Below are 22,605 nucleotides of genomic sequence, written 5' to 3' on the forward strand. Positions count from 1 at the left end.
CTTACCGGGTTGAATCTTGTGAACTGGCGGACGGCGCGCCGGCCTGGCCGGGCTTGATGGGGGCGCTGTCGGCGTCGGATGCTACGGTGAGTTTCGCGCCGAGCGCTGCGCCTACGGCGTCGCGGGTTTGCACGAACTCTTTTTCGAAGTCGAGTGTTTTGCGTGCGCTCGACATCGCCATCACGACATTAGTGCCGTGTTCGGTGTCTCTGAGCCAGAACCACAGGCGCCGTTCGCGGACGTAGAACATCGAGAAGATGCCTAACACGAGGAGCAGGCTGCCAAGATACACGACTTTTTTGCCCGGTGCGCGCGTCAACTGAAATACCGAAGCTTGCACCTGCTTAAATGAGTCAAGTTGTAAATAGACCGGCGATCCATACAGAAAGCTGTCAGATATCGCGTTGATCGAGCTTTGAACGAAGCGGCTGGCGTCCGCGTTAGCCTGCGTATCGGGCTCACCCTGGTGTTCGCGGGACAGTTGCCACAGGTCCCACGTCGCGCCTTCGAGCATGCGCAGCAGCAGCCCGGCGGCCTTTTCCTGCTCGCCCTTCGGCACCGAATGGTCGATAAATCCGGCGATTGCCTGGAAGCCGCCGACCGGCTGTCCGTCCGGCATCTTGATGCCATTGTCCGCGCCCGCAAAAAGGGTCAGCACGCGCAGCGCGCTTTCTTCCAGATGCTGTTGCAACTCGGGGTTCGAACCGGGCACCGAGCGCTGCGCGAAGCGATGGGCGGCCGTCGCACGCATGGCAGGATCTTCGAGCGTCGCGCGCAGATTCATCCATTCCTTGACCGTGCCGCCGGTGTCGGCGGGAATGCGCAGGTAGCGGAACGGGTCGTCCGGATTCACGCGCATGCCGGCGAGGAACATCTTTTCGCCCGACACGTCTACCGGCAGCATGTAGTTGTTGTACTCGCGCGCCTGGCCGTCCTTGTCGCGCACCTTGTATTGCACCGACGGACCGACGTTATGCAGATCGAGTGGCTTCGACGTTTTGGCGCCGGAGCCGAGGCGTTCGTCGAACGCTTCTTTCAACGTTTGATGCGAAGCGACGCCGCGCGCATCGTTCTGGCCGCTGCCATTCGAAATGTTTTCGACGTTGATCGCGCGGAAATCGGTGAACTCGACCGTTTGCCCATCGGCAAGCGGCGTCGCGGTACTCAACGGCGCATTGCCGCCGATCGTGCCGCCAAACGGCGCGGTGTTCGCGCTCGCGCCGGTCATTGGGTACGCCGTCATCTGCATCTGCGAGCCGCCGTCCTGGAAGCTCGACTGATAGATCGACACGCCGTCGTAAGTGAACGGCTTGTTCACCTCGACGCGCGCCGGGATGCGCGCGCCCGTCTGATGATCGACCACGACGATATCGCTCGCAAACAGCTTCGGCATGCCGGTCGAGTAGTAATCGACGATGAACTTGTTCAATTCGATCGAGAACGGCAGGTCCTGGATCAGCGAGCCATCGGGCTGATTCAGGATCGCCGTCGACACATGCTGTCCTTCCGGCACCCACGCATAACCACGGAACGTGGGGTTCGATTGCGACAGACGGTGGTCCGGCGTGATGTCGTTAATGACCGTGTTCGCGCGGATCGGCGACTTGTCGAACAGCCACATTTGCAGCTTGATCGGCAGATTGCTGTCGAGCAGACCGCCGAGACAGATCACGACGATTGCAACGTGAGCGGAGATGTAGCCGAATTTGGTCAACGCGCCGCGCTTCGCAGCGATCAAGGTCGCACCTTCCGACTCACGCGTGACGAACTTGTAGCCGAGCTTCGAAGAAAGTCTGGCGAGCACGGCCGAGGTCTGCGCCCGCGTGCCGTTCACCGCGAACTCGCCCTTGTGATGGAACGCGCGCAGGCTGTTTTCGCGGACCTTGTCTTTCCAGCTCTTCGCGTCGGCGACCATTTTCGGCGCATTGCGGATCACGCACAGCGACACGGACACCATCAGGAAACCGAGGATCGTCATGAACCACCACGAGCTGTACACCGTGTACAAACTCAGCGAGCGGAAGATGTCCGCCCAGAACGGGCCGAACTGATTGACGTAGTTGGGATACGGATCGTCCTGCGTGAGGACGGTGCCGATGATGCTGGCGATCGACAGGATCACGAGCAGTGCAATTGCAAAGCGCATCGAACTCATCACCTCGATGACGCTGCGCGTAATGCGATTGCCCGACTTCGACTGCAAACCCGACGTGGTGACGCTCATTCATACTCCGACTGAACAGCAAAAAAGGGTGAAAGGCTGTCGCAGATACGACGCCTCCACCCTTTTCTTGTTTTGTACCGACCTTGCGAGGGCGGTTGCACTTGCGTGCGGACTCTTAATGCAAGCCCGCGATGTAATCGGCCACAGCCTTGATTTCACTGTCCGACAGACGCGATGCTATCGTATGCATCGCGTCGTTGTTATTACGGGCGCCAGGCCCCTGCGTGAACGCGAGCAACTGGGCAACCGAGTATTCCGCCCACTGGCCTGACAAACGCGGGAACTGCGACGGAATTCCCTGGCCGGTCGGCCCGTGGCAACTCGCACAGGCCGGCACACCTTTGTCGGCCACCCCGCCACGATAAATCCTTTCGCCTAATGCAACGGTATCTTTGTTGTGCGCGTAGCCCGGCTTCGGGGTTTGCGTCGAGAAATAGGCAGCTACATTGACCATGTCCTGATCGGATAGCGCTGCGGCCATGCCCGCCATGATCGCATTGTTGCGCGCGGCCTGTTTGGCGCCCGGCTGAATCTTGAAGTCTTTGAGCTGCTTGACGAGGTACTCAGGATGCTGGCCCGCCAGCTTCGGATATGCGCCGCCGGCACTATTGCCGTCTGCACCATGACATGACGCGCATACCTGCACTGCGATTGCCTGCCCCCGATTGACGTCCGGCTTGACCGGATCTGCTGCTCGTGCCTGAATTGCCAAACCTGAAAGACCTGCCGCTACATGAAGCACCATCAGAGTCTTGCTCAGTCGATTCATTCGCACACCCTGTCTCGTCTTGTGGGATTTTAGAGGTTTTGCAAAATACGACGGCGACCGAGTGACCACCAGGAACGCGCCAAGGCACGCGGGCTGGCCTCCTCAGGTTTTCAGTAAACCATCGTATTGTACAATAACTCGCTAATCGCTAAGACGCCAGTCGGGCTTGACCCGTCCCCACTCCGGGTTCCCCGGCGTCTCGAATCCTGGCCTGATCATGTCCTTCCTGCTCCACCAATCGCGCTTTTTCACGACCGTCAATCACCTGCGTGATCTGCCGGCCACGCCGCAACCCGAGATCTGCTTTGCCGGGCGCTCGAATGCGGGCAAGTCGACGGCTATCAACATTCTGTGCAATCAGAAGCGGTTGGCCTTCGCCAGCAAGACGCCCGGGCGCACCCAGCACATCAACTATTTTTCGGTCGGCAAGGAAGACGAGCCGACCGCGCATCTGGTCGACTTGCCTGGCTACGGTTATGCGGAAGTGCCTGGTGCAGCAAAGGCTCATTGGGAAGCGCTGCTGTCCACGTACCTGCAATCGCGCTCGCAACTGCGCGGCATGATTCTGATGATGGACTCGCGCCGTCCGCTGACCGATCTGGACCGGCGCATGATCGAGTGGTTCGCGCCGACCGGCAAGCCAATCCACACGCTCCTGACCAAGTGCGACAAATTGACCCGCCAGGAAAGCGTGAACGCGTTGCGTGCGACTCAAAAAGGTCTGGCCGAATATCGCGCTGCGGGCTATCGCGGCGAACTGACGGCGCAACTGTTCTCGGCGCTCAAGCGCGTCGGGATCGACGAAGCGCATGAGCTGGTTGAAAGCTGGCTGATCCCTTCTGCGAAGGGCGAAGCGGACGCTGCCGAGTAAGTGGCGAGCGCGGGTCTCAGATGGCGTGAACCGCCATTTCCGAGCGCCCATAAAAAAACCCGCCGCTTAAACGGCGGGTCAAACAGCCTAATCGAAAAAACGACAGGCACCCGCTCAGGGAGGAGAAGCGGGGAGGTCAGCGCCAGGCGCCTTGCTCGATCGGTATGATATACCATTGTCTCGAAAAGTTTCCGGGAGCGGAGGCAGGCGTGATTTGTCCACTCCATTCATCCACGATCTTCGATTCGATATGAGCTTCTACCCGCACTATCGTCCGCGCCGCATGCGCCGTGACGACTTCTCGCGTCGCATGATGCGGGAAAACATCCTCACCACCAACGATCTGATTTACCCCGTGTTCATCGTCGAAGGCACCAACGTGCGGCAAGCCGTACCGTCGATGCCGGGCGTGGAGCGCGTGTCGGTCGATCTGCTGATGGGCGTCGCCGAGCAATGCGTCCAACTGGGCGTGCCGGTGCTGTCGCTGTTCCCCGCGATCGAGCCGTCGCTCAAGACGCCCGATGGCCGCGAAGCGACCAACCCGGCCGGCCTGATCCCTCGCGCGGTTCGCGAGTTGAAGAAGAACTTCCCCGAGTTGGGCGTGCTCACCGATGTCGCGCTCGATCCGTACACAAGCCACGGCCAGGACGGCGTGCTCGACGAAGCCGGTTACGTGATCAACGACGAAACCGTCGAGATCCTCGTCGAACAGGCGCGTGCGCAAGCTGAGGCGGGTGTCGACATCGTCGCGCCGTCGGACATGATGGACGGCCGGATTGGTGCAATCCGCGAGATGCTGGAAAGCGAGGACCACGTCCATACGCGCATCATGGCTTATGCGGCCAAGTTTGCGTCGGCGTTTTACGGCCCGTTCCGCGATGCGGTGGGTTCTGCGACGAACCTCGGCAAAAGCAACAAGATGACGTACCAGATGGACCCGGCCAATTCGAATGAAGCGCTGCGCGAAGTGCAGGCGGACATCAACGAAGGCGCGGACATGGTGATGGTCAAGCCGGGCATGCCGTATCTGGATATCGTGCGCCGCGTGAAGGATGAATTCCAGTTCCCGACCTACGTGTATCAGGTGAGCGGCGAGTACGCGATGCTCAAGGCGGCGGCGCAGAACGGCTGGCTCGATCACGACAAGGCGATGATGGAATCGCTGCTGGCGTTCAAGCGTGCGGGTGCAGATGGCGTGTTGACGTATTTCGCGCTGGATGCAGCGCGGATTTTGCGGGCGCAGAAGTAAGTCGAGGTGCTGCTTTTTTAAGCGGGATTGAGGCTGGCTTGGGCTTTGGCTTTGCAAAAACGGAGGCGGACCTTTGGGTCGTGCCTCCGTTTTTTATTGAGCCTTCCGCCGTCACCGTCGCCGACTAAACCCCAGCCCCAGCCGCTTTATCCAGCGAGCGCAAGAATTTGTCCGCAGATTCGTAACCTACGACGCGCAGCACTTCCTTGCCCGCTGGATCGAAGAAAATAATGCCCGGCGGCCCGAACAGGTCAAAGCGCTTTAGCAGCGCTTGATCGTCGGTATTGTTTGCGGTGACGTCGGCGCGGAGCAGATTCATCTGCTTCAATTTGGCCTGAACGCGTGCGTCGCTAAAGGTGAATTTCTCCATTTCCTTGCAGCTGACGCACCAGTCCGCATAAAAATCGAGCATGGCAGGCTGAGAAGCCGTTTTGACGGCCTGGTCCAACTCATTCGATGAACGAACCGGAGCGAACGTCAGATCGCTCTGAGAGGCTGCAGGCGCGTTATTGGACGCATTGCTGACAGCCACAGGGCCACCTCTTGCGGCCAACACTGCCAGCGGCCGCAGAGGATCGGACGATCCCGCCGCCAGCCCCACCAGCAACACCGCGGCCCAGATTGCGAGTGCCGCGCCAATGCCCCGGCCAAGCCGGCGCCAAACGGACCCCTCAACAACAGCCGCAGAGAACAACCCGAGCGACGCCGCCGCTACCAGCAACCAAAGCGCGCTCAACAGCATCTGCGCCGTTGCGCTGAGCACTGGCCACACGATCCACAACGCCGCCGCCAGCAGCACGACGCCGAAGAACACCTTAACGCCATCCATCCACGCACCCGCGCGCGGAAGGAGTGTTCCGGCGCCGAGACCGATGATCAGAAGCGGTACGCCAAGCCCCAGGCCCATAGCAAACAGCGCAGCTCCGCCGAGAAAGGCGTTGCCGGTGTGCGCGATGAACGCGAGCACGGCAAACAGCGGAGCAGTCATACAGGCGCCGACCACCAGCGCAGACAGCGCGCCCATCACCGCGACGGCGGCGAATTTGCCACCCGAACGCCCGGTCGATGCTCGCGAAACCCCGTCTTGCCAGCGCTGAGGCAGCGCAAGGTCGAATCCTGCAATTAGCGTCAGCGCGAAAATGGTCAGCAGGACACCGAACGCGCCCAGTACCCATGGATTTTGCAACCACGCCCCGAGGCTTTGCCCGACAAGTGCCGCCGCGACCCCGAGCGCCGTATAGACGAGCGCCATACCGATCACATACGCCAGTGACAAAGCAAAGCCGCGCGCGCGCGTGACTCGTGCGCCTTCGCCAATAATGATTGCCGACAGGATTGGAATCATCGGATACGAACACGGCAGCAGGCTAAGCACTGCGCCGGCGACAAAATAGAGCCCGATGATCGCAAGGAAGCCGCCACCTTGTAGCAACGACTGCGCGTAGTCGGCGCTGGTGGCGCGTTCGTACCAGGGTTCGTCGTCCGCGGCGGCATGTTGCCTGGTCGCAACCGCGGTCGTTCCCGTAGCCGCGACCGTTGGGGCCGCTGCGCTGCCCGCCGGTTGCAATGCCGCGCCGCTCACGTGGTACACGCGGTCCATCGGCGGATAGCAGATTCCGGCATCCGCGCACCCTTGCGACGTCACTACCAGATCGAAAGGGCCAGCCGCCTGTTTGACCGGAATGCGGATCGTCAACTCGTTACGGTAGGTCTCGACGTTCTTGTTGAAAGTCTCGTCGAACTTCACGTGACCGGATGGCAATTGCGGATCGCCGAGTGTCGCCGTGCCGTTGCGGGTCGCGAACGCAAAGCGTTCCCGATACATGTAGTAGCCTTCTGCGATCTTGTACGTCACCTGGATTTCGCCGGGCTTTTCGGTCGCACTGAATTTGAACGCGACGGCGGGGTCCAGGAAGTTATCGTCGGCACGTGCCAGCGTGCCGAACTGCGCAAGAATCACGCAGGCGAGCAGGATAAATACAGTGCGCAGCGCGTGACGCGCGCGTCGGTCGAGACCGTTAAACATGGAAAGGACGTTGGGTTTCAGCAGTGATCCACTGGCCGTACGCGGCTGACGCCGACGCTTGCCACATAAGGATTTCTGGCGTGTCGTAGGGATGGTGAGCCTGAAGGTACTGCTCCAGCTCTAGCGCGCGAGCGACGCTGGTTTTGAACAACAACTGGATTTCCTGCGCAGTTTCGATCGTGCCCTGCCAGTGATAGCTCGACTGGACGCTGCCAAGCTGCGTGACACAGGCGCAAAGTCGCGCGGCGAGCGCATCCGCAGCGAGTTTCTGAGCAACGGATGCGTCCGGCACCGTAGTCAGAAGCAAGGTCACATTTACGCTCACACACACTCCAGTGACGCACGATTCAGGTGCCGGTATCGTATCACCAGCCTCACACTGACGCTGGCAGCGGGAGGCACGCTGTGGTGCTGTGGTGCTGTGGTGCTGTGGGTGCTGTGGGTGCTGTGGGTGCTGTGGTGCCGTGGTGCACCAGAAACACGCTTGCGCGGCGAACGCCGGGTCGCAAAAAAAAAGCCAGGCGAATTGCCTAGCTTTTTCTGATGCTAAAAGCTTACTCAGCTTCTTGCACTTCAACTTCTTCAACTTCCGGACGGTCGAGCAGTTCGACGAGTGCCATCGGTGCGTTGTCGCCGACGCGGAAACCGAACTTCAGGACGCGCAGGTAGCCGCCCGGACGGGTAGCGTAACGCGGGCCCAGAACTTCAAACAGCTTCGTGACCGAGTCACGATCGCGCAGGCGGTTGAACGCCAGACGACGATTTGCCAGCGACGGCTTTTTGCCGAGCGTGATCAGCGGCTCGACAACTTTACGGAGTTCTTTTGCTTTCGGCAGCGTGGTCTTGATGACTTCGTGCGCGATCAGCGAGTTAGACATATTACGGAGCATTGCCAGACGGTGGCTGCTCGTGCGGTTCAGTTTCCGCAAACCATGACGGTGACGCATGTTAATTCCTTCGATTCAAAGTTTTGGTCCAGCTCTTCTATCGCGCCCAACTCCCCGAGGGTGATGAGTGCACGGGCCGGTAGTGAAAAAGACAAGACGCGGATTTTAAAGGAAAATCCGCGTCTCTGCCAGTAAAGCGATGGGCTTCTGTCCCGGGATTACTTGTCGAGACCAGCCGGCGGCCAGTTTTCGAGCTTCATACCGAGCGTCAAACCACGCGACGCCAAGACTTCCTTGATTTCGTTCAACGACTTGCGGCCCAGATTCGGCGTCTTGAGCAACTCGTTTTCCGTACGCTGGATCAGGTCGCCGATGTAGTAAATGTTCTCGGCCTTCAGGCAGTTCGCGGAACGAACCGTCAGTTCGAGATCATCGACCGGACGCAGCAAGATCGGATCGATCTGCGGCGCACGCGACGGCGCTTCAGCCGTTGCTTCGGTACCTTCCAGTGCAGCAAACACCGACAGTTGATCAACCAGAATACGAGCCGATTGACGGATCGCTTCTTCCGGCGAAATCACACCGTTGGTTTCGATGTTCATCACGAGCTTGTCGAGGTCGGTACGCTGTTCGACACGAGCGCTTTCAACGGCGTAACTCACACGGCGTACCGGCGAGAACGACGCATCCAGCACGATACGGCCGATAATCTTGGCCGACTCTTCGCCGTAACGACGCACGTTGCCCGGCACATAGCCGCGGCCCTTTTCAATCTTGATCTGCACGTCGAGCTTGCCGCCCTTCGACAGATGCGCGATCACGTGATCCGGGTTGATCACTTCGCAGTCGTGCGCGAGTTCGATGTCGCCAGCGGTGACAACGCCTTCGCCGTCCTTGCGCAGCGTAACCGTCACTTCGTCACGGTTATGCAGCTTGAACACGACACCCTTCAGGTTCAACAACAGGTTGACCACATCCTCTTGCACACCGTCGAGCGTCGAATATTCATGTACGACGCCTGCGATCGTCACTTCGGTCGGCGCATAGCCGATCATCGACGACAGCAGCACGCGCCGAAGCGCGTTACCCAAGGTGTGGCCGTAACCGCGTTCAAACGGTTCCATGACCACTTTCGCGTGGCTTTCGCCAAGCGATTCAACAGCGATGATCTTGGGCTTCAACAAACTGGTTTGCATAGGTTTTCCTTTTCAATACCCTCGGCTCGTTACACCGATAAGGCTGACCGGTAACAACCTGAAAATAAACAGCCGGGACGCCCCCTTGCATATCGCAATCAGGGTGCCCCGGCCGTTAATCCGATTACCGCGAATACAATTCGACGATCAGGCTTTCGTTGATATCGCCAGCGATGTCGCTGCGTTCCGGCTTCGACTTGAACGTGCCTTCGAACTTCTTCGAATCGACAGCGACCCAGCTCGGCAGACCGCCTTGCTCAGCCAGCGACAGCGCTTCGAGAATACGCGCTTGCTTCTTCTTCTGTTCGCGCACTGCGACGACGTCGCCTGCCTTCACTTGCATCGACGGGATGTTCGACACAACGCCGTTCACCGTGATCGCCTTGTGGCTCACGAGTTGACGTGCTTCAGCGCGCGTCGAACCGAAACCCATGCGATACACGACGTTATCCAGACGCGATTCGAGCAATTGCAGCAGGTTTTCACCCGTGTTGCCCTTCAGGCGGTCGGCTTCAGCGAAGTAACGACGGAATTGACGCTCGAGAACACCGTAGATACGCTTAACTTTTTGCTTTTCGCGCAGCTGCGTGCCGTAGTCGGACGTACGTGCACCCGAGGTGCGGCCATGTTGGCCGGGCTTGCTGTCAAGCTTGCACTTGTCAGCCAGCGAACGACGGGCGCTCTTCAGGAAGAGGTCAGTGCCTTCACGGCGGGACAGCTTGGCCTTAGGGCCGATATAACGTGCCACGTTGATTCCTTCGTTGATTAATCACGCGAGTGCATGCATTCGCGCTAGTCCGAGCCCTTTGGGTCGAACGGTGGGCTTAGTCAATTCAATAGCGCAAGCAGCCTGCCGCCGCGCAGGGCGGCAACAGGCGCAAGCAATACAAGCGTCTTAGATACGACGACGCTTCGGCGGACGGCAGCCGTTGTGCGGGACCGGGGTCACGTCGGAGATCGCCGTGATCTTGATACCAAGACCATGCAACGCGCGCACCGCCGATTCACGGCCAGGACCGGGGCCCTTGATCCGCACTTCGAGGTTCTTCACGCCGTATTCCATCGCCACGCGGCCAGCCGATTCGGCTGCCACCTGGGCTGCAAACGGGGTCGATTTACGCGAACCCTTGAAGCCCTGACCACCCGAAGTCGCCCAAGCAAGTGCATTGCCTTGACGATCGGTGATCGTGATGATGGTGTTGTTGAACGACGCGTGAACGTGAACCACGCCCTCGGCGACGTTCTTCTTGACCTTCTTGCGAACGCGTTGCGCCGCGGAGTTGTTCGAAGCCTTAGCCATTACGTTTTCCTGTAACTGTCAGTTCCGCTTACTTCTTCAGCGATTGCGCTGCACGACGCGGACCCTTGCGCGTACGGGCATTCGTACGCGTGCGTTGGCCGCGCAGGGGCAAGCCCTTACGATGCCGCACGCCACGGTAGCAGCCGAGATCCATCAGGCGCTTGATGTTCATCGTCGTTTCACGGCGCAGATCGCCTTCAACGATGAACTTGCCGACTTCTTCACGCAGCTTTTCGAGGTCTGCGTCGTTCAGGTCTTTGACCTTCTTCGAAAATGCCACACCAGCAGCGACGCAGATGTCGCGCGAGCGCGTGCGGCCGACACCGTAAATAGCCGTCAGGCCGATTTCGGTATGCTGGTGATTCGGGATGTTAACCCCTGCGATACGAGCCATTGTTTTTCCTCAAACAAAAAGCGCAGCAAAAAGCGCGGCGTTCAGCCTTGACGCTGTTTGTGGCGCGGATCAGAGCTGCAAATCACGCGCACAACGCCTTTGCGCTTGATGATCTTGCAATTGCGGCAAATGCGCTTAACCGATGCCATCACTTTCATGATATTACCCTTTTTTCAAATCACTTCGCCCGGAACACGATCCGCGCACGCGACAGATCGTAAGGCGTCAATTCAACCGTTACCTTGTCGCCCGGCAAGATTCGGATGTAATGCATCCGCATCTTGCCGGATATGTGTCCCAATACGACATGGCCGTTTTCCAGCTTCACCCTGAAGGTAGCGTTAGGCAGGTTTTCGATGACTTCACCCTGCATCTGGATAACATCGTCTTTGGCCATAAGTCCTTTCAACGCATCGGGACGCCGCCGCCTTTGAAATTAGCTTTCTTCAGCAGCGATTCATACTGTTGCGACATAACGTACGACTGCACCTGCGCCATGAAATCCATTGTGACGACGACAATGATCAGCAGCGACGTTCCACCAAAATAAAACGGCACGTTCCAGCGCAGCACCAGAAATTCGGGCAGCAGACAAACGAACACGATATAGATCGCACCGGCCAGCGTCAGACGCGTGAGGATGCGGTCAATGTATCGCGCCGTTTGATCGCCCGGACGGATGCCTGGGACGAAAGCGCCACTCTTTTTCAGGTTGTCGGCCGTTTCCCTGCTGTTAAACACCAGTGCGGTGTAGAAGAAGCAGAAGAAAACGATCGCCAACGCGTACAGCAACACGTACACGGGTTGACCGGGCTTAAGGGCTTCGGCCACGTTGTGCAACGTGTCTGCGAACCAGCTGGTACGCGACCCCGAACTAAACCAGTTCAGGATAGTTGCCGGGAAGAGAATGATCGACGATGCAAAGATCGGCGGAATCACGCCCGACATGTTCAGCTTCAGCGGCAGATGCGAAGACTGTCCGCCGTAAATCTTGTTACCGACTTGCCGCTTGGCGTAATTCACAAGAATCTTGCGCTGGCCGCGTTCAATGAACACCACCAGATACGTCACAGCAGCAATCAGCGCGACCACGATAATCGCCGAGATGATGCTCATCGAGCCGGTTCGCACCAGTTCAAAGAGACCACCGATTGCATTCGGGAAACCCGCCGCAATACCGCCGAAAATGATGATCGAGATACCGTTACCAAGCCCACGTTCCGTGATCTGCTCACCCAGCCACATCAGGAACATCGTGCCGGTCACCAGCGTCACGACCGTCGTCAAACGAAACACCATCCCCGGATCGATCACCAAGCCCGGCTGATTTTCCAGAGCAACGGCAATGCCGAATGCCTGGAACGTCGCCAGCAGGACCGTAAAGACACGCGTGTACTGCGTAATCTTCCGTTGACCCGCCTGCCCTTCCTTTTTCAGCGCTTCGAGCTGCGGCGACACAATCGCCAGCAACTGCATGATGATCGACGCCGAAATGTACGGCATGATCCCCAGCGCAAAAATCGTGAACCGCGAAAGTGCACCACCCGAAAACATGTTGAACATGCCAAGGATGCCGCCCGACTGGCTTTGGAACAACTTTGCCAGCTGGTCCGGGTCAATACCCGGCACCGGAATGTGCGCGCCGATACGGTAGACGATCAACGCCAGCAGCAGGAATACTGCACGCCGACGCAGATCGCCAAACTTCGCCGCGCTGCGACCGGGTTTTGCGAGACTCGGGCTGTTAGCCAAGTACCTTCTCCGATGCAAATGCTAGTGACGGCAAATAACTTGCGCGTTACTCGGCAAAAGAGCCGCCGGCTGCTTCAATAGCAGCGCGCGCACCCTTCGTCGCACCCAGACCCTTCACAACGACCTTGCGCTTGAGCTCGCCCGTCGCGATGATCTTGGCGCTCTTGATCAGCTCGCCGACCAGGCCGGCTTGCTTCAGAGCCAGCAAGTCGATTTCGTCGACCGGCAGCTTTTCCAGATCAGAGAGACGCACTTCACCGACGAATTCCTTCGTCAGCGAGGTGAAGCCACGCTTCGGCAGGCGACGTTGCAGCGGCATTTGACCGCCTTCGAAGCCAACCTTGTGAAAGCCGCCCGAACGCGACTTCTGACCCTTGTGACCACGGCCAGCAGTCTTGCCGAGGCCGGAGCCGATGCCGCGACCAACGCGACGCTTTGCGTGCTTCGCGCCTTCAGCCGGCTTCAGGTTATTCAATTCCATTATCAACTCCTTGAGTCCTGGTCAGCCGCTTAGCTGATGACCTTAACGAGGTACGAAACCTTGTTGATCATGCCGCGCACAGCCGGCGTGTCCTGCAACTCGCTAACCGAGTTGAGTCGGCGCAGCCCCAAGCCACGCACCGTAGCACGGTGCGTTTCACGGGTGCCGATCAGGCTCTTGACGAGCTGGACCTTGACAGTTTTATCAGACATGGTGTCCACCTTAGCCCAGAATATCTTCGACGGACTTGCCGCGCTTCGCCGCGATGTCGCTCGGCGTGGACTGCTTACGCAGACCGTCGAGCGTTGCACGAACGAGGTTGTACGGGTTCGTCGAACCGTGGCTCTTGGCCACAACGTTCTGCACGCCCATCACGTCGAACACTGCGCGCATCGGACCGCCGGCGATCACACCGGTACCGTCCTTGGCCGGAGCCAGGAGGACCATCGATGCGCCGTGCTTACCGTGCACTTCGTGTTGCAGGGTACCGTTCTTAAGCGGCACCTTGAACATGTTGCGGCGAGCCTGTTCCATCGCCTTCTGAACAGCGACCGGCACTTCCTTTGCCTTGCCCTTGCCCATACCGACGCGGCCATCACCGTCGCCAACCACGGTCAGTGCGGCAAAACCGAGAATCCGGCCGCCCTTCACAACCTTGGTCACGCGGTTGACCGAAATCATCTTTTCGCGCAGGCCGTCGTCGCGTTCGTCAGCCTGAACTTTCGCTTGCATCTTTGCCATGACGAATTCTTCCCTTAGAACTTGAGTCCGGCTTCGCGCGCCGCATCAGCCAGCGCTTTCACGCGGCCGTGGTAACGGAAACCCGAACGGTCGAAGGCGACGGATTCGATGCCGGCAGCCTTAGCCTTTTCTGCAATGCGCTTACCGATCAGGGTCGCAGCATTGACGTTGCCGCCCTTGCCAGTCTGATCAGCCAGTTGCGCACGCACTTCGGCTTCGAGCGTCGACGCGCTGGCGAGCACCTTGGTGCCGCACGGCGAGAACACTTGCGCATAGATGTGCGTGTTCGTGCGATGCACGGCGAGACGCGCGACCTGCAGCTCAGCGATCTTGATACGCGTCTGACGAGCGCGGCGCAGGCGAGATTGAGTCTTATCCATGATTGCGCACCCTTACTTCTTCTTCGTTTCTTTGAGGATCACAACCTCATTGGCGTAACGCACACCCTTGCCCTTGTAGGGCTCCGGCGGGCGATAGCCGCGCACTTCTGCAGCGACTTGGCCAACTTGTTGCTTATTGATCCCCTTGATCACGATTTCGGTTTGCGTCGGGGTTTCAGCCTTGACGCCTTCCGGCATCTGGTGCACCACGGGGTGCGAGAAACCCAGCGACAGATTCAGCTTGTCGCCTTGCGCTTGTGCGCGGTAACCGACGCCAACCAGCGTCAGCTTGCGCTCGAAACCCTTCGTCACGCCGTTCACCATGTTCGCAACCAGTGCGCGCATCGTGCCCGACATCGCATTCGCTTCGCGGCTTTCGTCAGCCGGCTCGAAATTCAGCGTGCCGTTGTCGTTCACCACTTTAACGAGGCGGTTTGCCGCCTGCGTAATCGTACCCAGCGGGCCCTTGACGGTGATGCGATCGTCGCTCAGGGCCACTTCTGCGCCTTGCAGCGCGACCGGGCTTTTACCTACTCGAGACATGTTTCTCTCCTTTCGGCCTTAAGCGACGTAGCAGATGACTTCGCCGCCAACGCCCGTTGCACGCGCCTTGCGGTCCGTCATCACGCCCTTCGGCGTCGACACGATTGCCACGCCGAGGCCATTCATGACCACGGGGATGTCGTTACGGCCGCGGTACACACGCAGACCAGGCTTCGAAACGCGTTCAATGCGTTCGATGACCGGACGGCCAGCGTAGTACTTCAACACGATGTTCAATTCAGATTTCGCACCTTCGGACTTCACTGCGAAATCATCGATATAGCCTTCGTCCTTCAGGACCTGCGCAATCGCAACCTTGACCTTCGACGAGGGCATATTCACCGAAACTTTCTCAACCATCTGCGCATTGCGGATGCGAGTCAGCATATCGGCGATAGGATCACTCATACTCATTTACGTTTCTCCTATTACCAGCTCGCCTTGGTCAGGCCAGGGATCTCGCCGCGGAACGCGATTTCGCGAATCTTGTTACGCGCCAGCCCGAATTTACGGAACGTGCCACGCGGGCGACCGGTAATTGCGCAACGGTTGCGCTTACGGGTCGGGTTAGAGTTGCGCGGCAGTTGTTGCAGTTCCAGACGTGCTGCGTAGTGCTCTTCGTCCGACTTGCTCATATCGCCAATGATCGCCTTCAACTCTGCACGCTTGGGAGCGTACTTAGCAGCGAGGCGAGCACGCTTCTTTTCACGTTCGATCAGTGCCAGTTTAGCCACGGTAACCTCAGTTTCTGAACGGGAACTTGAAGCTGGCGAGCAGAGCCTTTGCTTCGTCGTCGGTCTTCGCAGTCGTCGTGATGCTGATGTTCAGCCCACGAAGTGCGTCGATCTTGTCGTAGTCGATTTCGGGGAAAATGATCTGCTCTTTCACACCGATGTTGTAGTTGCCGCGACCATCGAACGCACGACCCGACACGCCACGGAAGTCACGCACACGGGGGAGCGCAACCGTCACGAAACGGTCCAGAAATTCGTACATTGCCTGACCACGCAACGTGACCATTGCACCGATCGGATAGCCCTGACGGATCTTGAAGCCAGCGATTGCCTTGCGTGCCTTCGTGATCACCGGCTTCTGGCCTGCGATCTTCGTCAGGTCGCCAACGGCGTTTTCGATGATCTTCTTGTCAGCAACCGCTTCGCCAAGGCCCATGTTCAGGGTGATCTTGGTGATGCGCGGCACTTCCATCACGGACTTGTAACCGAACTTCTCGATGAGGCCGGGTACAACGTTCTCTTTGTAAAACTCTTGCAAACGAGCCATTTTTTTACTCCGCAGCGTCAAGCGCTCAGCTCGGCACCGGTCGTCTTAAGGAAACGGACCTTCCTGTCTCCTTCGACCTTGATGCCTACACGCGATGCCTTGCCATTCGCGTCGACCAATGCGACGTTCGAAATTTGCAGCGGCATCGTCTTGGCTTCCACACCGCCCGTCGTACCCTTCATCGGGTTCGGCTTGACGTGCTTCTTGACGAGGTTGATACCCTCGACAATAACTTTGTCTTCGCCAACGGACAGCACGACGCCGCGCTTGCCTTTATCTTTGCCGGTGATGACGATAACTTCGTCACCTTTGCGAATCTTGTTCATCGCGACTCCTTACAGCACTTCAGGTGCCAACGAAACGATCTTCATGAATCGTTCGCTGCGCAGCTCGCGCGTAACAGGCCCGAAAATACGGGTGCCAATAGGTTCGAGCTTGGCATTCAACAACACTGCGGCGTTGCCATCGAACTTGATCAGCGAGCCGTCTTGACGACGAACGCCCTTGGCGGTGCGAACCACCACGGCGTTATAAATTTCGCCTTTCTTCACGCGCCCGCGCGGCGTTGCTTCTTTGACGGTCACCTTGATGATGTCGCCAATGCTGGCATAACGACGCTTCGAGCCGCCGAGCACCTTGATGCACATGACTTCACGTGCACCCGTGTTGTCGGCCACTTCAAGCCGAGTTTCGGTCTGGATCATGGTTTATCTTTCCCAACTTAATCCGGCCACACCACCATGGCGTACCCGGTCAGTCTTGGTCCCGTCAGCCAATCGGCTGCTTGGGTATGAACAGCAGCGACGGCAAACGAAACCCGCCATCGCAATCCGGTGAATCCTTCGGAACAGGCTGGCGCCCGAACCGCTTCCCCCACCAACTTCGCCCGCGACGGGGCTCCCATAAAAGAGGGAAGACCGAGATCATATCACATAACCCCGGTCTTGCAAGCGAAACTTACTGCGATTTCAATTACTTCTACAACTTTGCGGCGTCAGATGACGCGAGCAGCCTCGACCAGGCGAGCCACAACCCAAGCCTTCGTCTTCGAAATCGGACGAGTTTCCTGGATTTCAACGAGGTCACCCTCGTTGTACGTGTTCGCATCGTCGTGCGCGTGGTACTTCTTCGAACGCACAACGTACTTGCCGTAGATCGGGTGCTTCACGCGGTGCTCGACCAGCACGGTGACCGTCTTGTCCATCTTGTTGCTGACGACCTTGCCGACCAGCGTCCGCTTGAGCGAGGTTTTTACGCTATCGTTCATTTCTGGTTCGCCTTCTCAGTCAGGACGGTCCGCACACGTGCGATGTCGCGACGGACCTTCTTCAGCTGGCTCGTGTTCGTAAGCTGCTGGGTCGCGAGTTGCATGCGCAGGCCGAATTGCGCCTTCAACAGGTCCGACAGCTCCTTGTTGAGCGCGGCCTGATCTTTCTGGTGAAGTTCGGAAGCCTTCATCATTTGCTCCTTAGGCGCCGAGCTGACGCACGATAAACGTCGTCTTGAGCGGCAGCTTAGCTGCAGCCAGACGGAACGCTTCGCGTGCCAGCTCTTCGGTTACGCCGTCCATTTCGTACAGCATCTTGCCCGGTTGAATCTCTGCGACGTAGTACTCAGGGTTACCCTTACCGTTACCCATACGTACTTCAGCCGGCTTGTGCGAGATTGGCTTGTCCGGGAAAATCCGGATCCAGATGCGGCCGCCACGCTTGATGTGACGCGTCATTGCACGACGTGCCGCTTCAATCTGACGCGCGGTCAAGCGACCACGACCGACAGCCTTCAGGCCGAACTCACCGAACGACACCGCGTTGCCGCGGGTAGCGATACCGGTGTTACGACCCTTCTGCTCTTTGCGATACTTTCTGCGTTTCGGTTGCAGCATCGTTATTCTCCAGTCTTCCCGTCGCCACCAGCACGACGAGGAGCGCCACGGCGTGCACCTGCCGGGCCACCACCTTCACCATCGCGACGCGGACGGCGATCGCCACCCGGACGTGCGTTGCGGCGCGGACGCTTTTCTTCGGCGACTTCTTCAACCACCGGAGCGTCGTTACGGCCGAGCGTGTCGCCCTTATAGACCCACACCTTCACGCCGATGATGCCGTACGTCGTCTTCGCTTCCGAAGTTGCGTAGTCGATATCAGCACGCAGCGTATGAAGCGGCACGCGACCTTCGCGATACCATTCCGTACGAGCGATTTCGATACCGTTCAGACGGCCCGCGCTCATGATCTTGATGCCTTGAGCACCCAGACGCATTGCGTTTTGCATCGCACGCTTCATCGCACGGCGGAACATGATCCGACGTTCGAGTTGTTGCGTGATCGAATCAGCGATCAGTTGCGCATCGGTTTCCGGCTTGCGGATTTCTTCGATGTTAACGTGAACCGGAACGCCCATACGCTTTTGCAGCTCGGACTTCAGCAGTTCAATGTCTTCACCCTTCTTACCGATCACGACACCCGGACGCGAGCTGAAAATCGTGATACGCGCGTTCTTTGCAGGACGCTCGATCACAACGCGGCCGACGGACGCGTTCTTCAGCTTCTTCTTCAGGTATTCACGAACACCGATGTCTTCCTGCAACATCGCCGCGAAATTGTTGTTGTTCGCGTACCAACGCGACGCCCAATTGCGGCTGACGGCCAAACGGAAGCCAGTCGGATGAATTTTCTGTCCCATCGTATGACCCCTTAATTCCCGACCGTCACAGTGATGTGACAGGATTGCTTCTCGATGCGGTTACCACGGCCTTTAGCGCGCGCAGTAAAACGCTTGAGCGATGCAGCCTTGTCGACCATGATGCTCGTTACTTTGAGCTCGTCGATATCGGCGCCTTCGTTATGCTCCGCATTCGCGATCGCCGACAGGACAACCTTTTTCACGATTCCCGCAGCCTTCTTCGGCGAAAACGTCAGAACGTTCAGCGCCTTGTCGACCGGCAAACCGCGGATCTGGTCAGCCACAAGGCGCGTTTTCTGCGCCGAGATGCGGGCACCGCGATGAATTGCTTTCACTTCCATCATGAGCCCCTTATTTCTTAGCCTTCTTGTCGGCTGCATGACCCTTGAACGTCCGGGTCAATGCAAACTCGCCAAGCTTGTGGCCGACCATGTTTTCCGAGATGTACACCGGAACGTGTTGACGGCCGTTGTGCACAGCAATCGTCAAACCGATGAAATCCGGCAGAATCGTCGAACGACGCGACCAGGTTTTGATCGGCTTCTTGTCACGCGCAGCGGCTGCCGACTCAACTTTCTTCAGCAAATGGGCGTCGCAGAACGGACCTTTTTTTACAGAACGTGCCATTGCCTACTCCTTAACGCTTGTGACGGCGCTGGACGATCATGCTCGTCGTGCGCTTGTTGCTGCGGGTGCGATAACCCTTAGCAGGCGTGCCCCACGGGCTCACCGGATCGCGACCTGCAGCCGTCTTGCCTTCACCACCGCCGTGCGGGTGATCGACCGGGTTCATTGCAACGCCACGCACCGTCGGGCGGATACCGCGCCAGCGATTCGCGCCAGCCTTACCGATTTGACGGAGGCTATGCTCTTCGTTGCCAACTTCACCAATCGTCGCGCGGCATTCAACGTGAACGCGGCGGATTTCACCCGAGCGCAGGCGGACCTGTGCGTAGATGCCTTCACGAGCCAGCAACATCGCCGACGTACCAGCCGAACGCGCCATTTGCGCGCCCTTGCCCGGCAGCATTTCGATGCAGTGGATCGTCGTACCGACCGGAATGTTGCGGATCGGCAGCGTGTTACCAGCGCGGATCGGAGCTTCCGAACCCGACATCAATTGCTGACCGACGGTGAGACCCTTCGGAGCGATGATGTAGCGGCGCTCGCCGTCTGCGTACAGAACCAGCGCGATGTTCGCGCTACGGTTCGGATCGTACTCAAGACGTTCGACCTTCGCTGCGATACCGTCCTTATTGCGACGGAAATCGACGACACGGTAGTGGTGCTTATGACCACCACCCTTGTGACGCGTGGTGATGTGACCATTGTTGTTACGGCCGGCGGTCGAGGATTGCGAATCGAGCAGCGGTGCGAACGGCTTGCCCTTATGCAATTCCTTGTTGACCACCTTGACCATCGCGCGGCGACCCGGCGAAGTCGGCTTAACTTTAACGATTGCCATGATTACTTGGCCTCCGCTTCAAAGTTGATTTCCTGGCCGGGCTTCAGACAGACGTACGCCTTCTTCACGTCCTTGCGCTTGCCCATAAAACGACCAAAGCGCTTGGCTTTGCCCTTGGACACCAGCACGTTGACGGAATTGACTTCCACCTTGAACAGCAGCTCGACTGCAGCTTTCACTTCCTGCTTCGTGGCATCGGGCGCGACTTCGAACACAACTTGCTCGTTCTTGTCGGCCACCAGCGTCGCCTTTTCGGAGATCACCGGCGCGAGCAGGACCTGCATCAAACGATGATCGTTTTTGCGAATCTCGCTCATGACAGCAACTCCTCGATCTGGGCGACCGCAGCCTTCGTGATCAGGATCTTCTTGAAGTAGATCAGCGACAGTGGGTCGGCGTAACGCGGCTCGACAACTGCCACATGGGCGAGGTTGCGCGACGCGAGGTACAGGTTTTCGTCAACCGTATCGGTAATCACCAGAACGGAGTCGAGACCCATCGCCTTGAATTTTTCGGCCAGCAGCTTCGTCTTCGGCGCTTCGAGCGTCAGCTCGTCGACCACCGAGATGCGGCCTTCGCGGGCCAGCTGCGAGAAGATCGAGCAGAGACCTGCGCGATGCATCTTCTTGTTAACCTTGTGCGAAAAGTTTTCTTCCGGCGAATTCGGGAAGATCCGGCCACCGCCGCGCCACAACGGGCTCGACGACATACCGGCACGGGCGCGGCCCGTACCCTTTTGGCGCCACGGCTTCTTGGTCGTGTGCTTAACTTGCTCACGGTCCTTCTGCGCGCGGTTGCCGCTACGGGCATTCGCTTGATACGCCACCACGACCTGGTGAATCAGGGCTTCGTTGTAATCGCGACCGAACACTACGTCCGACGCGCTAACGCCTGCACCTTCCTGACCATTGGCATTCAGGAGCTTAAGTTCCATTATTTCGCTCCTTTCACGGCACGCGTCTTCACGGCCGGCGTAACGAATACTTTGCCACCCTTCGCACCCGGAACGGCGCCCTTGACCAGCAACAACTTGCGGTCAGCGTCGATACGAGCGATTTCGAGGTTTTGCACCGTTACCGTGTCGTCACCCATGTGACCGGTCATGCGCTTACCCGGGAAAACACGACCCGGATCTTGCGCCATACCGATCGAACCCGGCACGTTGTGCGAGCGCGAATTACCGTGCGATGCACGGCCGGATGCGAAGTTGTAACGCTTGATGGTACCGGCGTAGCCCTTACCGATCGACACGCCTTGCACGTCGACTTTCTGGCCCACTTCGAACAGGTCGGGACCGACCACGGTGCCGTTCGACAACTCGGCAGCCTTAGCGGCATCGATCTGGAATTCTTTGAGGATTTCACCGGCTTGAACACCGGCTTTGGCGAGATGACCGGCCAAAGGCTTCGTCACACGCGATGCTCGGCGCGTACCGAATGCAACCTGCACGGCCGTGTAGCCGTCGGTTTCAACAGTCTTGATCTGCGTCACGCGGTTGTCGGACACGTCCAGCACGGTAACGGGAATCGAATCCCCTTCTGCCGTGAAGATACGGGTCATGCCAACCTTGCGACCTACGAGTCCAAGGCTCATCGTTTTCTCCATTCCCGACTGCGATTGGTCGGGGCTAATTTACAAATGCCGGCGCCGTTTCGGGCATGAATGCATGCTGCAGCACACCGACTTTTTTGCGCGAATGCGCGAAAAGCCCACCATTATAGCGAGGCTTTTCGTTTTCCGCAAGCAATCAAAGACTTAGCGCCGTTCGGCATGCCGAACAACCTCTGGAAGCCTTATTGCAGCTTGATTTCGACGTCCACACCAGCCGGCAAATCCAGCTTCATCAGTGCGTCGACGGTCTTGTCCGTCGGATCGACGATGTCCATCAGGCGTTGATGCGTACGAATTTCGAGCTGATCGCGCGACGTCTTGTTGACGTGGGGCGAACGCAGGATGTCGAAACGTTGAATGCGGGTCGGCAGGGGCACCGGGCCACGAACGATTGCGCCAGTCCGCTTTGCCGTGTCGACGATTTCAGCTGCCGATTGATCGATCAAGCGATAGTCGAAAGCCTTCAGGCGAATGCGGATTTTCTGGTTTTGCATGACAATTCCTTGGAAAGAGCGAGGCGGTATTGCGCCGCCAGATAGTAAAAGAACGTAGAGCCGGGCACCCGCCTTAGGGCAGCGCCCGGCTCCGGGCACTACTTACTGCATGTACTGCAAGGTCAATCCTCGATTTTACTCGAGAATCTTGGCAACCACACCAGCGCCGACCGTACGGCCACCTTCGCGGATAGCGAAGCGCAGACCTTCTTCCATCGCGATCGGGTTGATCAGCTTCACCGTGATCGACACATTG

At 58.4% G+C, this 22,605-nt stretch carries 36 protein-coding genes; 2 read left to right on the forward strand and 34 right to left on the reverse strand.

The genetic code is table 11. The annotated features are described in order from the left end of the window. Nucleotide 1: 1 nt before the first annotated feature. Together LMG28727_RS31025 and LMG28727_RS31030 are read right to left on the reverse strand one after the other, a co-directional pair. Entirely contained in the window at nt 2-2,224 is a 2,223-nt protein-coding gene (locus tag LMG28727_RS31025; RefSeq protein ID WP_201646147.1) for a cytochrome c biogenesis protein ResB, read from the reverse strand. A 115-nt stretch (nt 2,225-2,339) separates the two neighbouring features. Further along, entirely contained in the window at nt 2,340-2,993 is a 654-nt protein-coding gene (locus LMG28727_RS31030) for a c-type cytochrome (protein WP_201646148.1), read from the reverse strand. A gap of 217 nt (nt 2,994-3,210) precedes the next feature. Between LMG28727_RS31030 and yihA the strand changes: the two genes are divergently transcribed. Continuing rightward, nucleotides 3,211-3,864, forward strand: coding sequence for a ribosome biogenesis GTP-binding protein YihA/YsxC (yihA, locus tag LMG28727_RS31035; RefSeq protein ID WP_201646149.1), 654 nt, complete (start codon nt 3,211-3,213; stop codon nt 3,862-3,864). A 250-nt stretch (nt 3,865-4,114) separates the two neighbouring features. Next, entirely contained in the window at nt 4,115-5,113 is a 999-nt protein-coding gene (hemB, locus tag LMG28727_RS31040; protein ID WP_201646150.1) for a porphobilinogen synthase, read from the forward strand. 124 nt (nt 5,114-5,237) lie between these two features. On the opposite strand, the gene dsbD is transcribed toward hemB, so the two are convergent. From dsbD to LMG28727_RS31200, 32 genes are all read right to left on the reverse strand, one after another. Further along, nucleotides 5,238-7,139, reverse strand: a complete 1,902-nt coding sequence (gene dsbD, locus LMG28727_RS31045; protein WP_201646151.1) for a protein-disulfide reductase DsbD — start codon at nt 7,137-7,139, stop codon at nt 5,238-5,240. Beyond that, complete coding sequence (gene cutA / locus LMG28727_RS31050; protein ID WP_201646152.1) at nt 7,132-7,464, reverse strand: divalent-cation tolerance protein CutA; 333 nt, start codon at nt 7,462-7,464, stop codon at nt 7,132-7,134. The genes dsbD and cutA overlap by 8 nt, the downstream gene beginning before the upstream one ends. Before the next feature lie 229 nt (nt 7,465-7,693). Continuing rightward, a complete protein-coding gene (gene rplQ, locus LMG28727_RS31055) occupies nt 7,694-8,086 on the reverse strand; it encodes a 50S ribosomal protein L17 (protein WP_074766150.1) in 393 nt (130 codons plus the stop codon). Nucleotides 8,087-8,244: 158 nt separating this feature from the next. Then, nucleotides 8,245-9,222 carry a DNA-directed RNA polymerase subunit alpha gene (locus tag LMG28727_RS31060; RefSeq protein ID WP_201646153.1) on the reverse strand — a complete coding sequence of 326 codons (978 nt, stop codon included), beginning with the start codon at nt 9,220-9,222 and terminating at the stop codon, nt 8,245-8,247. A gap of 124 nt (nt 9,223-9,346) precedes the next feature. Further along, nucleotides 9,347-9,970, reverse strand: a complete 624-nt coding sequence (gene rpsD, locus LMG28727_RS31065) for a 30S ribosomal protein S4 (protein WP_027800372.1) — start codon at nt 9,968-9,970, stop codon at nt 9,347-9,349. Between the two features lie 147 nt (nt 9,971-10,117). Beyond that, complete coding sequence (rpsK, locus tag LMG28727_RS31070; RefSeq protein ID WP_006052224.1) at nt 10,118-10,522, reverse strand: 30S ribosomal protein S11; 405 nt, start codon at nt 10,520-10,522, stop codon at nt 10,118-10,120. 28 nt (nt 10,523-10,550) lie between these two features. Then, on the reverse strand, nt 10,551-10,916 hold the full coding sequence (gene rpsM / locus LMG28727_RS31075) for a 30S ribosomal protein S13 (RefSeq protein ID WP_012434566.1): 366 nt from the start codon (nt 10,914-10,916) through the stop codon (nt 10,551-10,553). 41 nt (nt 10,917-10,957) lie between these two features. Continuing rightward, on the reverse strand, nt 10,958-11,074 hold the full coding sequence (gene rpmJ / locus LMG28727_RS31080) for a 50S ribosomal protein L36 (protein WP_004199844.1): 117 nt from the start codon (nt 11,072-11,074) through the stop codon (nt 10,958-10,960). Nucleotides 11,075-11,094: 20 nt separating this feature from the next. Next, nucleotides 11,095-11,313, reverse strand: a complete 219-nt coding sequence (infA, locus tag LMG28727_RS31085) for a translation initiation factor IF-1 (RefSeq protein WP_004521905.1) — start codon at nt 11,311-11,313, stop codon at nt 11,095-11,097. Between the two features lie 8 nt (nt 11,314-11,321). Then, complete coding sequence (gene secY, locus LMG28727_RS31090; RefSeq protein ID WP_028199573.1) at nt 11,322-12,668, reverse strand: preprotein translocase subunit SecY; 1,347 nt, start codon at nt 12,666-12,668, stop codon at nt 11,322-11,324. Nucleotides 12,669-12,714: 46 nt separating this feature from the next. Further along, entirely contained in the window at nt 12,715-13,149 is a 435-nt protein-coding gene (gene rplO, locus LMG28727_RS31095; RefSeq protein ID WP_011490050.1) for a 50S ribosomal protein L15, read from the reverse strand. 29 nt (nt 13,150-13,178) lie between these two features. Further along, complete coding sequence (gene rpmD / locus LMG28727_RS31100) at nt 13,179-13,361, reverse strand: 50S ribosomal protein L30 (protein WP_007180126.1); 183 nt, start codon at nt 13,359-13,361, stop codon at nt 13,179-13,181. A 10-nt stretch (nt 13,362-13,371) separates the two neighbouring features. Beyond that, nucleotides 13,372-13,890 carry a 30S ribosomal protein S5 gene (rpsE, locus tag LMG28727_RS31105; protein ID WP_013340735.1) on the reverse strand — a complete coding sequence of 173 codons (519 nt, stop codon included), beginning with the start codon at nt 13,888-13,890 and terminating at the stop codon, nt 13,372-13,374. Between the two features lie 14 nt (nt 13,891-13,904). Beyond that, nucleotides 13,905-14,270 carry a 50S ribosomal protein L18 gene (gene rplR / locus LMG28727_RS31110; protein WP_012434568.1) on the reverse strand — a complete coding sequence of 122 codons (366 nt, stop codon included), beginning with the start codon at nt 14,268-14,270 and terminating at the stop codon, nt 13,905-13,907. A 12-nt stretch (nt 14,271-14,282) separates the two neighbouring features. Further along, the gene (rplF, locus tag LMG28727_RS31115) at nt 14,283-14,813 is read right to left on the reverse strand and encodes a 50S ribosomal protein L6 (RefSeq protein ID WP_201646154.1); all 531 of its coding nucleotides are present in this window, start codon (nt 14,811-14,813) and stop codon (nt 14,283-14,285) included. A gap of 18 nt (nt 14,814-14,831) precedes the next feature. Continuing rightward, nucleotides 14,832-15,227, reverse strand: a complete 396-nt coding sequence (gene rpsH, locus LMG28727_RS31120) for a 30S ribosomal protein S8 (protein WP_201646155.1) — start codon at nt 15,225-15,227, stop codon at nt 14,832-14,834. A gap of 14 nt (nt 15,228-15,241) precedes the next feature. Continuing rightward, nucleotides 15,242-15,547: a 30S ribosomal protein S14 gene (rpsN, locus tag LMG28727_RS31125; RefSeq protein WP_006052215.1), complete on the reverse strand. Its 306-nt coding sequence runs from the start codon at nt 15,545-15,547 to the stop codon at nt 15,242-15,244. 7 nt (nt 15,548-15,554) lie between these two features. Further along, nucleotides 15,555-16,094, reverse strand: a complete 540-nt coding sequence (gene rplE / locus LMG28727_RS31130; protein WP_201646156.1) for a 50S ribosomal protein L5 — start codon at nt 16,092-16,094, stop codon at nt 15,555-15,557. Nucleotides 16,095-16,111: 17 nt separating this feature from the next. Continuing rightward, nucleotides 16,112-16,420: a 50S ribosomal protein L24 gene (gene rplX, locus LMG28727_RS31135; protein WP_201646157.1), complete on the reverse strand. Its 309-nt coding sequence runs from the start codon at nt 16,418-16,420 to the stop codon at nt 16,112-16,114. 9 nt (nt 16,421-16,429) lie between these two features. Continuing rightward, nucleotides 16,430-16,798 carry a 50S ribosomal protein L14 gene (gene rplN, locus LMG28727_RS31140; RefSeq protein WP_006052212.1) on the reverse strand — a complete coding sequence of 123 codons (369 nt, stop codon included), beginning with the start codon at nt 16,796-16,798 and terminating at the stop codon, nt 16,430-16,432. Nucleotides 16,799-17,088: 290 nt separating this feature from the next. Beyond that, on the reverse strand, nt 17,089-17,361 hold the full coding sequence (rpsQ, locus tag LMG28727_RS31145) for a 30S ribosomal protein S17 (protein ID WP_007180129.1): 273 nt from the start codon (nt 17,359-17,361) through the stop codon (nt 17,089-17,091). Further along, complete coding sequence (gene rpmC, locus LMG28727_RS31150) at nt 17,358-17,552, reverse strand: 50S ribosomal protein L29 (protein WP_007180130.1); 195 nt, start codon at nt 17,550-17,552, stop codon at nt 17,358-17,360. Before rpmC ends, rpsQ begins: the two co-directional genes overlap by 4 nt. 10 nt (nt 17,553-17,562) lie before the next feature. After that, on the reverse strand, nt 17,563-17,979 hold the full coding sequence (rplP, locus tag LMG28727_RS31155; protein WP_042329259.1) for a 50S ribosomal protein L16: 417 nt from the start codon (nt 17,977-17,979) through the stop codon (nt 17,563-17,565). 2 nt (nt 17,980-17,981) lie between these two features. Then, nucleotides 17,982-18,779 carry a 30S ribosomal protein S3 gene (gene rpsC, locus LMG28727_RS31160; protein ID WP_074766158.1) on the reverse strand — a complete coding sequence of 266 codons (798 nt, stop codon included), beginning with the start codon at nt 18,777-18,779 and terminating at the stop codon, nt 17,982-17,984. Between the two features lie 11 nt (nt 18,780-18,790). Then, nucleotides 18,791-19,123 (reverse strand): 50S ribosomal protein L22, encoded by a 333-nt coding sequence (gene rplV, locus LMG28727_RS31165; protein WP_197070230.1) that lies wholly within the window; start codon nt 19,121-19,123, stop codon nt 18,791-18,793. A 7-nt stretch (nt 19,124-19,130) separates the two neighbouring features. After that, nucleotides 19,131-19,406 (reverse strand): 30S ribosomal protein S19, encoded by a 276-nt coding sequence (rpsS, locus tag LMG28727_RS31170; protein ID WP_054036552.1) that lies wholly within the window; start codon nt 19,404-19,406, stop codon nt 19,131-19,133. A 10-nt stretch (nt 19,407-19,416) separates the two neighbouring features. Further along, nucleotides 19,417-20,244 carry a 50S ribosomal protein L2 gene (rplB, locus tag LMG28727_RS31175; protein WP_201646158.1) on the reverse strand — a complete coding sequence of 276 codons (828 nt, stop codon included), beginning with the start codon at nt 20,242-20,244 and terminating at the stop codon, nt 19,417-19,419. A gap of 2 nt (nt 20,245-20,246) precedes the next feature. Continuing rightward, on the reverse strand, nt 20,247-20,561 hold the full coding sequence (rplW, locus tag LMG28727_RS31180; protein ID WP_007180135.1) for a 50S ribosomal protein L23: 315 nt from the start codon (nt 20,559-20,561) through the stop codon (nt 20,247-20,249). After that, entirely contained in the window at nt 20,558-21,178 is a 621-nt protein-coding gene (gene rplD, locus LMG28727_RS31185; protein WP_007180136.1) for a 50S ribosomal protein L4, read from the reverse strand. The genes rplW and rplD overlap by 4 nt, the downstream gene beginning before the upstream one ends. Continuing rightward, nucleotides 21,178-21,837, reverse strand: a complete 660-nt coding sequence (rplC, locus tag LMG28727_RS31190) for a 50S ribosomal protein L3 (RefSeq protein WP_007180137.1) — start codon at nt 21,835-21,837, stop codon at nt 21,178-21,180. The genes rplD and rplC overlap by 1 nt, the downstream gene beginning before the upstream one ends. A 200-nt stretch (nt 21,838-22,037) precedes the next feature. Next, nucleotides 22,038-22,349, reverse strand: coding sequence for a 30S ribosomal protein S10 (gene rpsJ / locus LMG28727_RS31195; RefSeq protein WP_006998489.1), 312 nt, complete (start codon nt 22,347-22,349; stop codon nt 22,038-22,040). Between the two features lie 135 nt (nt 22,350-22,484). Beyond that, the coding region (locus tag LMG28727_RS31200; protein WP_456238550.1) for an EF-Tu C-terminal domain-related protein at nt 22,485-22,605 on the reverse strand (121 nt) is incomplete at its 5' end.

This window comes from Paraburkholderia metrosideri (assembly GCF_904848625.1).
Classification (GTDB): domain Bacteria; phylum Pseudomonadota; class Gammaproteobacteria; order Burkholderiales; family Burkholderiaceae; genus Paraburkholderia; species Paraburkholderia metrosideri.